At 74.5% G+C, this 13,481-nt stretch carries 16 protein-coding genes; 7 read left to right on the forward strand and 9 right to left on the reverse strand.

Annotated features, from left to right (window positions below; translation table 11 throughout):
• Positions 1 to 1,068: histidine kinase N-terminal domain-containing protein (locus tag ABD993_RS18880; RefSeq protein ID WP_345419885.1), on the reverse strand; the 1,068-nt coding region annotated here is incomplete at its 3' end.
• Positions 1,069 to 1,129: 61 nt separating this feature from the next.
• Between ABD993_RS18880 and ABD993_RS36795 the strand changes: the two genes are divergently transcribed.
• Positions 1,130 to 1,204, forward strand: coding sequence for a 50S ribosomal protein bL37 (locus tag ABD993_RS36795; protein WP_370467464.1), 75 nt, complete (start codon positions 1,130 to 1,132; stop codon positions 1,202 to 1,204).
• Positions 1,205 to 1,277: 73 nt separating this feature from the next.
• On the opposite strand, the gene rsrA is transcribed toward ABD993_RS36795, so the two are convergent.
• Both rsrA and ABD993_RS18890 read right to left on the reverse strand, forming a co-directional pair.
• A complete protein-coding gene (gene rsrA, locus ABD993_RS18885; protein WP_345419888.1) occupies positions 1,278 to 1,601 on the reverse strand; it encodes a mycothiol system anti-sigma-R factor in 324 nt (107 codons plus the stop codon).
• Positions 1,598 to 2,203 (reverse strand): sigma-70 family RNA polymerase sigma factor, encoded by a 606-nt coding sequence (locus ABD993_RS18890; RefSeq protein ID WP_425569051.1) that lies wholly within the window; start codon positions 2,201 to 2,203, stop codon positions 1,598 to 1,600. Before ABD993_RS18890 ends, rsrA begins: the two co-directional genes overlap by 4 nt.
• Before the next feature lie 263 nt (positions 2,204 to 2,466).
• Between ABD993_RS18890 and ybaK the strand changes: the two genes are divergently transcribed.
• Positions 2,467 to 2,943 (forward strand): Cys-tRNA(Pro) deacylase, encoded by a 477-nt coding sequence (gene ybaK, locus ABD993_RS18895; protein ID WP_345419892.1) that lies wholly within the window; start codon positions 2,467 to 2,469, stop codon positions 2,941 to 2,943.
• A gap of 16 nt (positions 2,944 to 2,959) precedes the next feature.
• Here the strand turns inward: ybaK and ABD993_RS18900 are convergent, their stop codons facing one another.
• Together ABD993_RS18900 and ABD993_RS18905 are read right to left on the reverse strand one after the other, a co-directional pair.
• The gene (locus ABD993_RS18900) at positions 2,960 to 3,571 is read right to left on the reverse strand and encodes an alpha/beta hydrolase family protein (RefSeq protein WP_345419895.1); all 612 of its coding nucleotides are present in this window, start codon (positions 3,569 to 3,571) and stop codon (positions 2,960 to 2,962) included.
• On the reverse strand, positions 3,568 to 4,389 hold the full coding sequence (locus ABD993_RS18905) for an SOS response-associated peptidase (protein ID WP_345419898.1): 822 nt from the start codon (positions 4,387 to 4,389) through the stop codon (positions 3,568 to 3,570). Before ABD993_RS18905 ends, ABD993_RS18900 begins: the two co-directional genes overlap by 4 nt.
• A gap of 39 nt (positions 4,390 to 4,428) precedes the next feature.
• Between ABD993_RS18905 and aroA the strand changes: the two genes are divergently transcribed.
• From aroA to ABD993_RS18930, 5 genes are all read left to right on the forward strand, one after another.
• Positions 4,429 to 5,718 (forward strand): 3-phosphoshikimate 1-carboxyvinyltransferase, encoded by a 1,290-nt coding sequence (gene aroA, locus ABD993_RS18910; RefSeq protein ID WP_425569048.1) that lies wholly within the window; start codon positions 4,429 to 4,431, stop codon positions 5,716 to 5,718.
• 10 nt (positions 5,719 to 5,728) lie between these two features.
• The gene (gene rsgA / locus ABD993_RS18915; protein WP_345419904.1) at positions 5,729 to 6,742 is read left to right on the forward strand and encodes a ribosome small subunit-dependent GTPase A; all 1,014 of its coding nucleotides are present in this window, start codon (positions 5,729 to 5,731) and stop codon (positions 6,740 to 6,742) included.
• A 30-nt stretch (positions 6,743 to 6,772) separates the two neighbouring features.
• Positions 6,773 to 7,594 (forward strand): SCO4651 family lipoprotein, encoded by an 822-nt coding sequence (locus ABD993_RS18920; RefSeq protein WP_345419907.1) that lies wholly within the window; start codon positions 6,773 to 6,775, stop codon positions 7,592 to 7,594.
• A 95-nt stretch (positions 7,595 to 7,689) separates the two neighbouring features.
• Complete coding sequence (locus ABD993_RS18925) at positions 7,690 to 9,090, forward strand: protein kinase domain-containing protein (protein WP_345419910.1); 1,401 nt, start codon at positions 7,690 to 7,692, stop codon at positions 9,088 to 9,090.
• Positions 9,091 to 9,100: 10 nt separating this feature from the next.
• Positions 9,101 to 9,529, forward strand: a complete 429-nt coding sequence (locus ABD993_RS18930) for a DUF1707 SHOCT-like domain-containing protein (RefSeq protein WP_345419913.1) — start codon at positions 9,101 to 9,103, stop codon at positions 9,527 to 9,529.
• A 5-nt stretch (positions 9,530 to 9,534) separates the two neighbouring features.
• Here ABD993_RS18930 and ABD993_RS18935 read toward each other — a convergent pair whose 3' ends face one another.
• Genes ABD993_RS18935 through ABD993_RS18950 form a run of 4 tightly spaced genes read right to left on the reverse strand, consistent with a single transcriptional unit; the run spans position 9,535 to position 13,473 of the window.
• Positions 9,535 to 10,422 carry a crotonase/enoyl-CoA hydratase family protein gene (locus tag ABD993_RS18935; protein WP_345419916.1) on the reverse strand — a complete coding sequence of 296 codons (888 nt, stop codon included), beginning with the start codon at positions 10,420 to 10,422 and terminating at the stop codon, positions 9,535 to 9,537.
• Positions 10,419 to 11,213: an enoyl-CoA hydratase/isomerase family protein gene (locus ABD993_RS18940; RefSeq protein ID WP_345419919.1), complete on the reverse strand. Its 795-nt coding sequence runs from the start codon at positions 11,211 to 11,213 to the stop codon at positions 10,419 to 10,421. The genes ABD993_RS18935 and ABD993_RS18940 overlap by 4 nt, the downstream gene beginning before the upstream one ends.
• Positions 11,210 to 12,298 carry an acyl-CoA dehydrogenase family protein gene (locus tag ABD993_RS18945; RefSeq protein ID WP_345419922.1) on the reverse strand — a complete coding sequence of 363 codons (1,089 nt, stop codon included), beginning with the start codon at positions 12,296 to 12,298 and terminating at the stop codon, positions 11,210 to 11,212. Before ABD993_RS18945 ends, ABD993_RS18940 begins: the two co-directional genes overlap by 4 nt.
• Complete coding sequence (locus ABD993_RS18950) at positions 12,295 to 13,473, reverse strand: acyl-CoA dehydrogenase family protein (RefSeq protein ID WP_345419925.1); 1,179 nt, start codon at positions 13,471 to 13,473, stop codon at positions 12,295 to 12,297. The genes ABD993_RS18945 and ABD993_RS18950 overlap by 4 nt, the downstream gene beginning before the upstream one ends.
• Positions 13,474 to 13,481 lie beyond the last annotated feature (8 nt).

Consider the following 13,481-nt stretch of genomic DNA (forward strand, 5'->3'; position numbering starts at 1 on the left):
GTAGGCCAGGGCCTCGTGCACCAGCGCGATGCTCGTGACGCGCCGGACGGACTCCTCGAGCGCGCGCCGGGCCTCCGGGATCTCCGTGCGGCGGGCCTGCAGGCGCAGCAGCGCCGCGACCGTCTGCAGGTTGTTCTTGACCCGGTGGTGGATCTCCCGGATCGTCGCGTCCTTGCTCAGCAGCGCCTGGTCCCGCCTGCGCAGGTCGGTGATGTCGCGGACCAGCACCAGCGCACCGGCCGCATCACCGCGGGGCCGCAGCGGGAGCGCCCGGACGAGCATCACCGCGCCCTTGGTGCGGACCTCCATCCGCAGGGAGGTACGGCCGTCGAGCGCGGCCTGGATGCGGGCGGCGACCTCGCTGGCGTCGAACGGGTCCCGCACCAGGGACTTGGTGGTGGGGCCGAGCGGGACGCCGACGAGGTCGGTGTCGTGGCCCATCCGGTGGTAGGCCGAGAGCGCGTTGGGGCTGGCGTAGGCGACGAGACCGTGGGCGTCCAGCCGGATCAGGCCGTCCCCCGCGCGGGGGCTGGTGTCCGCGCCCGCGGAGGCCGCCGTCGTCGGGAAGGTGCCGTCCGCGATCATCTGGCAGAGGTCGGACGCGCTGCCGAGGTAGGCGATCTCCAGCGGGCTGGGCACGCGCGGCATGGCGAGGTTGGTGTCGCGGGAGAGCACCGCGATGACCCGGCCGCCGTGGCGCACCGGGATGGTCTCGCGGCGGACCGGGACCTCCAAGTGCCAGCGGGGCTCCTCCTCGCGGCAGATCCGGCCCTCGACGACCGCCCGGCGCAGCTGCGGGTTGTCCCGCGGCGTGACGCGCAACCCGACGGCGTCCTCGGAGTGCGCGGTGGGCGCGGTGGTGGGCCGGGCCTGGGCCACGCACAGGAACTCGGTGGGACCGCCCGCCATCGCCTGGTCGGCGTCGTGCGGGAGGGGGATCCACAGCAGGAAGTCCGCGAACGCCATGTCCGCGAGCAGCTGCCATTCCGCGACCACGCGCTGCAGGTGGTCGACGGCGTCCCCGGGCAGGCTCGTGTGCTCGGCCAGCAGTTCGCTCAGGGTCGACACGGCTCGATCCAACCACGTGGGAGGATGGCGTCAGACCACACGGTGTGAAGGAGGGTTGAGCATGTCGAAGCGCGCACGTAAGCGTCGCGACCGCAAGAAGGGCGGCGCGAACCACGGCAAGCGGCCCAACACCTGAGGCCCGCCCGGAATGCACGAACGGCACTTTTGTGCGGCAGGTCCGCACAAAAGTGCCGTTTGTGCGTCCGGGGTCAGATGCTGCGTTCGACGCGGGACGTGCGGACCTCGACGGTCGTGCCGCCCGGCCCGGTCTCCACGCTCACCTCGGCTTGTTCCAGGATCTGCCTGCGCAGCCGGTCCTTGAGACCCTCGGGGGCCTTGTCGCCGCTGCACTTGCGGGCCAGGAGCTGCTTGAGCTTCTCGTCCAGCCCGTACTCGGCGAGACACGGCGAGCACTCGTCCAGGTGCTGGACCAGGACCGCGCGGCGCTGCTGGTCGCACTCCCCGTCCAGGTACAGCCACACCTCGGCGAGTACCTCGGAACAGTCCGTGTCGTGGTGGTTCCCGCAGCTCATGAGCTGGTCACCTCCTGCTCGCCCCGGATGAAGCCGCGCTCGCGCGCGGTGTCGGTGAGCATGTCCCGGAGCTGCCTGCGACCGCGGTGCAGCCGCGACATCACGGTGCCGATCGGCGTACCCATGATCTCGGCGATCTCCTTGTACGCGAAGCCCTCGACGTCAGCCAGGTATACCGCCATCCGGAAGTCCTCCGGAAGCCGCTGAAGGGCTTCCTTGACGTCCGAGTCCGGCAGGTTGTCCATCGCCTCGACCTCGGCCGAGCGCAGCCCGGTCGACGAGTGCTGCCCGGCCTGGGCGAGCTGCCAGTCCGTGATCTCGTCCGTCGGCGACTGGAGCGGCTGGCGCTGCTTCTTCCGGTACCCGTTGATGTAGCTGTTCGTCAGGATCCGGTACAGCCAGGCCTTGAGGTTCGTGCCCTCGCGGAAGGTCCGGAACGCGGAGTACGCCTTGAGGTAGGTCTCCTGGACCAGGTCCTCGGCGTCCGCCGGGTTGCGCGTCATCCGCAGAGCGGCGCCGTACAGCTGGTCGATCATGGGCATGGCGTCCCGCTCGAAACGGGCCGCGCGCTCGGACTCCGTCTCCTCCGGCGCCCGGTCGATCTCCTGCTGTTCGGACTGCGTCTCGTCCGGCACCGCGCTCCTCTCCCCCTCGACCGCCCGTGCGGTCACCTGCGAGTCTGCGAGGAACGAGCGTACGCGCACTCCCCCCGGCCGTCTCGGCGGCGCGGAGACGGAGCCCGCGACGTCGATCCTCGTCGCGGAGCGTGGGGACTCCATCAGTGCCTGTGTCACGTACGGTCACAACAGGATCGGCCGGTCGAGGATTCCCGGTCGGTGGGCGTTTTTCTCGGGAGGGGCGGACTGTGGCGGGGCGAGGCACACCGGCGACGGCGCTGCTGACCAGGCAGAAGATCGAGTTCACGCTGCACGCGTACGAGCACGGGGCGGGCGTGGCCTACGGCCGGGAGGCGGTGGACGCGCTCGGGCTGGACGCCGCGCGGGTGTTCAAGACGCTCGTCGCCACGGTCGACGGACACCTGACCGTCGGGGTGGTGCCGGTCGCCGCGACCCTCGACCTCAAGGCGCTCGCGGCCGCCCGCGGGGGCAGGAAGGCCGCGATGGCCGAGGTCGCCGCGGCCGAGCGCGCCACCGGCTACGTCGCGGGCGGGATCAGCCCGCTGGGCCAGAGGAAGCGGCTGCCCGTGGTCGTCGACTCCTCCGCCCGCGGCTTCGCCACGATCTTCTGCAGCGCAGGCAGGCGTGGCCTGGAGGTGGAGCTCTCCCCCGAGGCACTGGTGGCGGCGGCGGGCGCGCAGTTCGCCGACATCGCGGCCCGCTGAGTCACCTCGGCCCGGGTCACGCGAGCAGGCGGTCGAGGAACTCCGGGAGGACGCGCTCGATCTCGGCGTTCGCCTTGCGCAGCGAGTGGTCGCCCTCCACCACCACGACCGTCCGGGTGTCGGTGCTCTCGAGCATGCCGAAGGGGTCCCGGGCGCCCTGAACGACCAGGACCGGGACCTCGACGCCGTCGATCTCGGCCATCCGGTGCTTCTCCGGCTTCCCCGGCGGGTGGACCGGGAAGGCGAGGCAGAACACGCCCACGGCCTTGCCCTCCGCGGCGCACCGACACGCCACGCGGGCACCGGAGCTGCGGCCGCCGAAGACCAGCGGACCGGTGAGCTCGGCGACGATCGCGAGCCATGCGGTGTCCAGCTGCCCGGCCGGAGCCGGTGCGCGGCGGCCCGCGACGCGGTAGGGCTGTTCGGTCAGCACCGCGGACACCCCGGCGGCGAGGGCGGCCCGGGCGGCGGCGCGCAGGTCCGGCGCGTCCACCCCGCCCCCGGCACCGTGGCCCAGTACCAGGGTCCCCCGGGCCTCCGGCGCGAGCCGGACGTGCACCCGCGCAGGCCCGTGCGGAGTGTCGATCTCCCGCGTCTCGGCGGGCGGGAGGTTCGGGAGGTCGCTCACGACAGCAGGTCGAGCTGGATCGGCTCCTCGACCCGGCTCGGGTCCAGCGGCTCCAGCAGCTCCGCGCCGTTGTTCCGGACGGAGTTCACCTTGTCCGACACCGGCACGATCTCCAGCCTGTGCACGAGATCCAGCGACGGCGGCGCGAGCCATCGCTGGACCTCGGAGTCCGTCGCGTCCGTGTCCGGGTCCAGCCAGGCCGCCCAGGCCTCGCTCGGGAGCACCAGCGGCATCCGGTCGTGCACCTGCGCGAGCGGACCGACGGCCTCGGTGGTGAGCACCGTGGCCGTGACCAGCCCGTGCGGGTACTTCTCGAGCAGCTCGTCCGCGGCGTCGTTCCGGGGCTTCCAGAACTCCCACAACCCGGCCATGGCCAGCGACCGCCCGTCCGTGTACCGGGTGAAGTAGGGCTGCTTGCTCGCCTTGTGGTCCTTCGTGGCGGCGCGCCGCTGCCACTCGTACCAGCCGTCCGCCGGGAGCAGGCAGCGGCGGGCGGCCAGCGCGCGCCGGAAGGCGGGCTTCTCGGCGGCGGTCTCGCTGCGCGCGTTGATCATCCGAGCGCCCGCCGACGGGTCCTTGGCCCAGCTCGGCACCAGCCCCCAGCGCACCAGCCGCAGCGAGCGCTCGATGGTGTCCGGGTCCGGCGTGCCGTCGGCGTCTCGCGGGTGCCGCTGCACGACGGCCACCACGTCCCGCGTGGGCGCGACGTTGTAGTCCGGCCCCTTCGGTTCCCCCGCCTTCTCGGTCACGGCGTCGACCGCGGTGAACTCCTCCGCCAGGTCCGTGGGCGCCTTCGTCGAGGCGTACCTCCCGCACATGGCTCCATCGTGGCACGCGGCACCGACAGTCCGTCGCGCATGCGGAATCATGGGGGCGTGTCCCTCCCCTGGCCCGCCCCGACCCCCGACGGCCCCGTCCGCGGCACCGTCTCCGTGCCGGGGTCCAAGTCCGTGACCAACCGCGCGCTGCTGCTCTCCGGGCTTGCGTACGGCCGGTCCACTGTGCACGGGGTGCCCGGCACCCGGGACTCCGCCCTCATGTGCGGGGCGCTGCGGTCGCTCGGGCTCGCCGTGGAGGTCGACGGGGAGACCGTGACGATCGACGGCGGCACCCTGAAGGGCGGGGGCGCGGTCGACTGCGGGCTGGCGGGCACGGTCATGCGGTTCGTCCCGCCCGCCGCCACCCTGGCGGACGGCGCCGTCGTCTTCGACGGGGACCCGCACGCCCGGGAGCGCCCGATGTCCACCGTGCTGGACGCCCTGCGGGCGCTCGGCGCCGTCGTCGACGGGGACCGGCTGCCGTTCGTCCTGCACGGCGCGGGCGGGCTGACCGGCGGGGACGTGACGATCGACGCCTCGGCGTCCAGCCAGTTCGTGTCCGGCCTGCTGCTCTCCGGCGCCCGGTACGACAAGGGCGTGACCGTGCACCACGACGGCAAGCCCGTCCCGAGCCTGCCGCACATCGAGATGACCGTCGCGATGCTCCGCGAGGCCGGGGTCGTGGTGGACGACCCCGAGTCGAGCGGGGAGGCGAACACCTGGCGCGTCGAGCCGGGCCCGATCGCCGCCCGGACCTGGGCCGTCGAGCCCGACCTGTCCAACGCGAGCGTCTTCCTCGCCGCCGCGGCCGCCACCGGCGGGGAGGTCACCGTGGCAGGCTGGCCCGCCGGGTCCACCCAGCCCGGGGCCGAGATCCTCGACGTCCTGGCGCGGATGGGCGCCACGGTCACCTCGACCGCGGCGGGCATGCGGGTCGCGGGCGGGGACCTGCACGGCGTCGACGTCGACCTGCACGAGGCCTCCGAGCTCACCCCCACGGTCGCCGCGCTGGCCGCGCTCGCGGACGGGCCCAGCGTGATCCGCGGCGTCGCGCACATCCGCGGGCACGAGACGGACCGCCTCGCCGCGCTCCGCACCGAGCTGGCCGCGCTCGGCGCGGAGGTCGAGGAGACCGCGGACGGGCTCGCGATCCGGCCCGCCCCGCTGGCCGCGACCGACCGGCCGTGGGGCGCCTACGCCGACCACCGCATGGCGACTGCGGGCGCGATCGTCGGGCTGCGGGTGCGCGGGCTGACCGTCGACGACGTCGCCTGCACCGACAAGACCATCCCGGACTTCCCGGGGCGCTGGGCCGCCCTCGTGAGCTGACGCCGCGCCCATGCCCCGCGAGTACGACGAGTCCGACGTCCGCGTCCGCCCCGGGCGCGGCACCCGCCCGCGCACCAAACGCCGCCCGGACCACGCGGACGCCGAGGAGGCGATGGTCACCGTCGTCGACCGCGGCCGGTGGACCTGCGCGCCGGGCGGCGACCCGGACCGCCCGCCGGTCACCGCGATGCGGGCGCGCGAGCTGGGGCGGACGCCGATCGTCGTCGGGGACCGGGTGGGGCTGGTCGGGGACCTGTCCGGGGCGCCGGACACCCTCGCCCGGATCGTGCGGGTCGAGGAGCGCAGCACCGTGCTGCGCCGCACCGCGGACGACACGGACTCGTTCGAGCGCACCGTCGTGGCGAACGCGGACCGGCTCGTGATCGTCACCGCGGTGGCCGATCCCGAGCCGCGCACCGGGTTCGTGGACCGCTGCCTGGTCGCGGCGTACGCGGGCGGCCTCGAACCGGTGCTCTGCCTGACGAAGGCGGACCTCGCCGATCCCGCGCCCTTCGCCGAGCAGTACGCCGACCTGGAGTTCCCGGTCGTGGTGACCCGGCGCGGCGAGTTCCCGACCGAGCTCGGCGCGCTGCTCGAGGGGCGGGTCTCCGCGCTGGTCGGGCACTCCGGGGTGGGCAAGTCCACGCTGGTCAACGCGCTCGTCCCGGACGCCGTGCAACGCACCGGCGTGGTCTCGGGCGTCGGCAAGGGCCGCCACACGACGGTCGCGGCGATCGCCCTCCCCCTGGCCGACGGTTGGGTGGTGGACACCCCCGGGGTGCGGTCGTTCGGGCTCGCGCACGTCACCCCGAACGCGGTTATCGCCGCGTTCGACGACCTCGCCGCCGCCGTGGAGGACTGTCCACGGGGCTGTGGACACCTCGGGCCGCCCGCCGACCCGGAGTGCGCGCTCGACGCGCTGGTCACCGCGGGGGCACTGCGACCGGGTCGGCTCGGCGCGCTGCGGCGCGTACTCGTCGCACTCCGCGCCGCTCCGCCGGGAGCGCCGCCCGCCGAGCGCTAGCCTCGGAAGCTCATTCCGTGAGGGGTCTCGGTGCGCGAACGCGGACGTGGGCAGGGCAAGGGGGCGGGGACGCTGGTCCTCATCGCCTTCGCGCTGCTCGCCGTGCTCGCGTCGGTGGTGTCCTGCGCCCGCGGGAACTCGGACGAGACGGTCGTCCCCGGGCTGCCGAAGTACTACGCCACCGCGGACCTCCTCACCGCCGTGAGCACCCGGCGGAACACCGACCGCACCGCCGTCCTGCGGCTCACCGGGCAGCTGGACGCGGCGGGGACCCCGGCCGAGGTCGTCGGGGACGGGGCGCTGCGCGTGGAGCAGGGCGGCGGGGTGAGCGCGAGGTTCACCCAGACCGTCACGGTCGGCGGGCGGGCGCAGAGCTCGGCCATGGTCGTGCGGCCGGGCGGCCAGGTCTTCCAGCAGGTCGCGGGCGTGTGGACGCGGATCGACGAGGCGCCCACCGGCACCACCGAGAAACAGTGGGCCACGGTCGCGGTCAACCTCACCGACACCGCCGACCCCACCGCGAACCTGGCGCACTTCCGCGAGGCCGCCCTGGTGGCGGACGCCGTGGACGACACGGTCGCGGGGATGCCCGCCGTGCGGTACCTGGTGGTCGTGGACCTCGTGCGGGCAGCGGACCAGGAGCCGGACCCGGCCGTCCGGGCGGCGCTGACCGAGCAGGTGCAGCGGGGCCTGACCCGCATCTCGTCCACCCTGTGGATCGACGCCGCCAACCGCCCCCTGCGCAGCGAGTCCCGCCAGACCCTGCCCGGGCTCGGTGAGCTCACGGTCACGGCCGACTACCGGGACTGGGGCACCCCGGTGTCGATCCCGGAGCCGGAGGCGACCACATGAGCCCAGCGCCGGAGGCGACCACGTGAGCCCAGCGCCGGAGGCGACCACATGAGCCCAGCGCCGGAGACGACCACCTGACCGCTTAGGCTCGGGCCGTGCCCGATCCCCGCTCCGTGGGTGGCTTCACGCTCACCCGCCTGCTCGGCGAGGGCGGCATGGGGCGGGTCTATCTCGGGCGGGGGCGGGCCGGGACCGCCGCGGTGAAGGTCGTCCGCTCGGACCTCGCGGGCGATCCCGAGTTCCGCGCCCGGTTCGGGCACGAGATCGAGGCGGCGTCCCGGGTGCGCAGCCCGTACACCGCCGCCGTGCTCGGGGCGGATCCCGAGGCGGACCCGCCGTGGCTGGCCACCGAGTACATCCCGGCGCCCTCGTTGCGAGAGGCGGTCGGGCTGCACGGGCCGATGCCCGTCGAGCAGGTCCGGATGCTCGGGATCGGGCTGGCCGAGGCGCTCGCCGCCATCCACGCCGCCGGGATCGTGCACCGCGACCTCAAGCCCGCGAACGTCCTGCTCGGCGTCGACGGGCCGAAGGTCATCGACTTCGGGATCGCCCGCGCGGCGGACGCGACGGTGCTGACCCGCACCGGCGCCGTCGTCGGGTCGCCGGGGTTCATCGCGCCGGAGCAGATCACCCACGCCCGGTCCGAACCCGCCGGGGACGTCTTCGCCCTCGGCGGCTGCCTCGCCTACGCCGCGACCGGCCGCGCGCCGTTCGGGTCCGGGGACTCCGCCGCCCTGCTCTACCGGACCGTGCACACCGAGCCGGACCTGAACGGGATCCCCGAGCCGCTGCTCGGCCTCGTGCGGGCCTGCCTGGACCGCGACCCGACCCGGCGGCCGGACACGGCGGCCGTCCGCGCGGCCCTGTCGACGGGCGCCGACGACCGCCCGCAGGCGGGGTGGCTGCCCGCCACCCTGACGCCCGCGCCGGGCAGGCCCGTGCAGCGTCCCCCGCGCTGGCGGGTCCCGGTCGCGGTCGGCGCGGTGGTGGCCGTGCTGGGGGTGGCCGGGGTCCTGACGGCGATGGCCCTGCGGGGCGGCGGCCCGGACCCCGGCGCGGCTCCCCCGACGACGACCCAGCCACCCGCCACGACCGCCCCCGCCGTGTCGGCGGCCCCGCCCACCGGCACGGACGTCCAGGTCTCGGCCGAGCCGGTCGGCCTCGTCAGCCCGAGCGGCAACATCGCCTGCTACCTCCAGCCGCAGGCGGTGCGCTGCGACATCGCCGAGTCCGCCTGGGACCCCACGACGGTCCCGGACCGCCCCGCGGACTGCGAGGGCGTCTGGGGGGACGCGATCGCGATCAGCGGCACCGCGCGGGCGGACTTCGTGTGCCACGGCGACACCGTGTTCGGCACCGGGCCGATCCTGGACTACGGCCGGTCGCTGCGGGTCGGGGACGTGACGTGCACCAGCAGGCAGACCGGCGTCGAGTGCCGGATCGGGGCGAGCGGCCACGGCTTCGCCCTGTCCCGCACCGCCTACCAGTGGTTCTAGGATCACCCCCATGGGCGAGGGCATCAGGATCGGGACCGCCGAACGGGAGTCCGCCGCGAAGGCGCTGAACGCCCACCTCGAGGCGGGCAGGCTGGGCGTCGAGGAGTACGCGGACCGCTCCGCGACCGCGGCGAACGCCGTGACCGCCCAGGACATCGCCGCGCTGTTCACCGACCTGCCCGCACCGCATCCGGACCTGCCGGGGCAGCAGCCCGCGCGGTCGGCGCAGTCCGCCGTCTCGCCCCGCCCGGCGGCCGAGCCGGAGCGCCGGTTCTCCGGCGCCGCCGCCCGGATCGCCGCGGCGGGCCCGATCCTCGCGGTGGTGCTGTTCTTCGTGCTCAGCGCCGCCCACGTGCCGATGGCGTGGCTGGCGTTCCTGCTGATCCCGCTGATCGGCGCACTCGGCTTCTCCCGTGACCGGGAGGAACGCCGCGACTGACGGGATCAGGAGACCGGCTGCTCCCCGGGCCAGCGGTCCAGGAGCTCCGGGTAGTCCTTGCTCACCGTGTCCGGGTACGCGGGCGGGCGCTTCTCGAGGAAGGACCTGACCCCCTCGCGGGCGTCCGCGCTGCGCCCCAGGTGCGCGATCGCCGCCGAGTCGACGCGGTGGGCCTCCCACGGGCTGTCCGCGCCGAGCATCGACCACAGCATCTGCTTGGACAGCGCGACCGACACCGCCGAGGTGTTGTCCGCGATCTCCCGGGCGAGGCCGTAGGCGTAGGGCAGCAGCTCGTCCGGCGGGAGGACCTTCGACACCAGGCGCCCGGCCAGCGCCTCCGGCGCGTCGAACACCCGCCCCGTCGCCACCCACTCCATGGCCTGCGAGATCCCGACGACCCGCGGCAGGAACCAGCTCGACGCCGCCTCCGGCACCAGCCCGCGCCGTGCGAAGACGAACCCGAAGCGGGCGGTCTCCGAGCAGATCCGGATGTCCATCGGCAGCGTCATCGTGGCCCCGATGCCGACGGCGGGCCCGTTGATCGCCGCGATCACCGGCTTGCGGCAGGCGGCGCTCGCCAGCGACGCGATGCCGCCGCCGTCTCGCGGCGCACCGCCGATCGTGCCGAAGTCCGCGCGCTCCGCGGCGCGCTCCGGGTCGTCGGCGTCGAACGTCGAGCCGCCGCGACCGAGGTCCGCACCCGCGCAGAACCCACGCCCCCGCCCCGTCACCACGACAGCGCGCACGTCGTCGTCCCGGTCGGCCTCGGCGTACGCCGACACCAGCTCGCGCATCATCTGGGCGGTAAAGGCGTTGAGCCGGTCCGGGCGGTCCAGCGTGATCGTCGCGACGCCGTCCGCGACGTCGTACGCGATCTCGGTGTAGCCGGTCACTTCGCCGTCCACTCGCCGGTGAACTCCGGCTTGCGCTTGGCCATGAACGCCTCGAACGCCGCGGCCGGGTCGGAGCCGCCGAAGTTGATCGCCTGGGCCCGGCTCTCGCTCTCGAGTGCCTCCCGCAGCGTGCGGTCGGCGGCCTCGTTGAGCAGCGCCTTGGACTGCGCCAGCGCGACCGGCGCGCCCGCGGCCAGCGTGGCGACCAGCTCGTCCGCCTTCGCGTCCAGCTCGGCGTCGTCGACGACGTAGGTGATCAGCCCGATCTCCTTCGCCTCCTCGGCGCCGATGACTTCGGCGAGCAGCGCCAGCCGCTTCGCCTGCTGCAGCCCGACGATCTTGGGCAGCAGCCAGGAGCCGCCGAAGTCCAGCGACAGGCCGCGCTGGGCGAAGATCTCGGAGAACCGCGCGGTCCGCCCGGCGATCACGAGGTCGCAGCCGATGGCCAGGTTGCACCCCGCGCCGACGGCCACGCCGGACACCTTCGCGACCGTCGGCATGGGCAGCGAGTGCAGCGCCAGTGCGATGTCGTGGATGCGGTGCATCCGGGCCAGCGGATGGCCCGCGGCAGGCCCGCCGGACAGGTCCGCGCCCGCGCAGAAGTCGCCACCGGCACCCGTCACCACGACGACCCGGATCCCCTCCTCCCGCGTCGCCCGCGCGAGGGCGGCCTCCAGCCCATCCCAGGCCTCCGCGTCCAACGCGTTCTTGCGGCGGGGGCGGTTCAGCGTGATGGTGAGGACGCCGTCGACGAGGTCGGTGAGGACCGCTGCCTCGGTCGTGTCGGTCATGCAAGGTCCTTCCGTCGGATTCCGAGCGCGTCGGCGAGCCGCGCGCGCTGCCGCGTGGGCGGGCCGAACAGGAGCTCGGTGCTCTTGGCGCGCTTGTAGAACAAGTGGGCGTCGTGCTCCCAGGTGTAGCCGATCCCGCCGTGGAACTGGACGCCTGCGGCGGCGGCGCGGAAGTAGGCCGGGCCGACGAAGGTGGCCACCAGTGCGGCGGCGACCGGCAGCTCGTCCGGCGCCTCGTCCGCGGTCCAGGCCGCGTAGCGGACCGCGGACAGCGCCTGCTCCCAGTCGACGTGGATGTCCGCCAGCCCGTGCTTCACGGCCTGGTAGGAGCCGATGGCCCGGCCGAACTGCACCCGGATCTTCGCGTACTCCGTGGTGGTCTCCAGGACCTTCCGCAGTCCGCCGAGCTGCTCCGCCGCCAGCGCGACGGCGGCGAGGTCGGCGACCCGGTCCCGCACCGCCAGGGCGTCCCCGGCGAGGCGGACCGCAGGCGCCCCGGTGAAGGTGATCGCCGCCAGCCTGCGCGTCGGGTCCAGTGTGGTCAGCGTGCTCCTCGTGACCTCGGTGGTCCGGAACCACGCGGGCCCCTCCGGCGTGGTGGCGAGCACGAGGAACTCGTCCGCGACGTCCCCGGCGATGACGGGCGTCGTGCGCCCCTCGAGCGTCCAGCCGTCCGCGGTCTCGGTCGCGGTGGTCCCACCCGGTCCCCAGGGGGAACCCGGCTCCGCGGCCGCCACCGCGACGATCCGCTCCCCGGTGACCATCCGCGGCAGCAGCGCGGTGTCCCCGAGCGCCAGCAGGACGTCCGTGGCCAGCACCGCGGAGGCCAGGAAGGGCGAGGGGGTGAGCGCGCGGCCCAGCTCCTCCGCCACCACGGCCCGCTCGACGTGCCCGGCCCCGGCCCCGCCGAGCTCCTCCGGCACCACCAGCCCCAGCACGTCCAGCTCGCGGCCGAGGCGGGTCCACAGCGCCCGGTCGACGCCCTCGGGGCTGTCCATCGCGGCCCGGGTGTCGGAGTGGTCGGCGAGCAGCTCGCGGACCGCGGCGCGCAGCGCCTCCTGCTCCTTGTCGAGTAGCAGCCTCACCGCTGGGTCCCCACCTTCAGCTCGCGGAACGGCACACCACGGTCCACCGCGGGCTCCTTCGGCAGCCCGAGGATGCGCTCGCCGATGATCCCGCGCTGGATCTCGTTGGTTCCACCGGCGATCCCGCTGGACGGGCTGGACGTGACCGCGACGGCGAGCGCGTCCCCGCGCTCGTCGTCCCAGCCCGCGGCGGCGGGCCCGGCGACCTCGCCGACCACGTCCACCGCGAACCGGGACAGCATCGCCCCGGCCAGCTTGCCGACGGAGCCGCGGGCCCCGGGCGGCAGGCCCGCCGCGGTCTCCTGCCGCACCCGGACGTTGAACAGCTCCAGCACCCGCTCGCGGGCGTACAGCTCGGCGAGCAGGGCCCGCACCTCCGGCTCGACGTCGACGCCCAGGTCCCGGGCGAGCGCGTGCACGGCCGCGTAGTCCAGCGGGTTCGTCTTCGCGGTCCGCCGCGAGCCGATGGTCACGCGCTCGTGGCCGAGCATGGTCACCGCGGCGTGCCAGCCACCGTTGACCTCGCCGACCACGGCGTCCGCGGGCAGCCGGACCGAGTCGAACGTGATCTCGTTGAAGGGCGCGCGGCCGGACATGTCCTTGAGCGGCCGGACGGTCACGCCCGGGGCGTGCATGTCGATCACGAACATGGTCAGCCCGGAGTGCTTCGGGCGGTCCGGGTCGGTGCGGGCGAGGAGCGCGCCGTAGTCCGCCCACTGGGCGTTGGTGGTCCAGACCTTCTGCCCGTCGACCACCCAGCCGTCATCCGCCCGCACGGCCCGGGTCTGCAGCGACGCGACGTCCGAGCCCGCGCCCGGCTCGGAGAACAGCTGACACCAGATCTCGTCCCCGCGCAGCAGCGGCGGGAGGTAGCGCGAGCGCTGCTCGGGGGTGCCGAGGTCGTTCAGCGTGGGCCCGCACATCCCCATCCCGATGAGGAACGGGTAGACGGGCAGCTCGTACTCCGCGGCCTCGTCGCTGTAGACCTGCTGGTACTCCGGACCGAGGCCCTGCCCGCCGACCTCCCGCGGCCAGGTGATCCCGGCGTACCCCGCCTCGCACAGCGCGGCCTGGAAGGCCTTCGCCGCGGCGATGTCGGTGGCGGGTCCGGGAGCCGGGGCGTGGTCGCGCAACCACGCCCGCAGCTCCTCCCGATAGGTGGCCACATCGCTCACGCTCGGTA

The organism is Pseudonocardia xishanensis (genome assembly GCF_039541715.1).
Classification (GTDB): Bacteria; Actinomycetota; Actinomycetes; order Mycobacteriales; family Pseudonocardiaceae; genus Pseudonocardia; species Pseudonocardia xishanensis.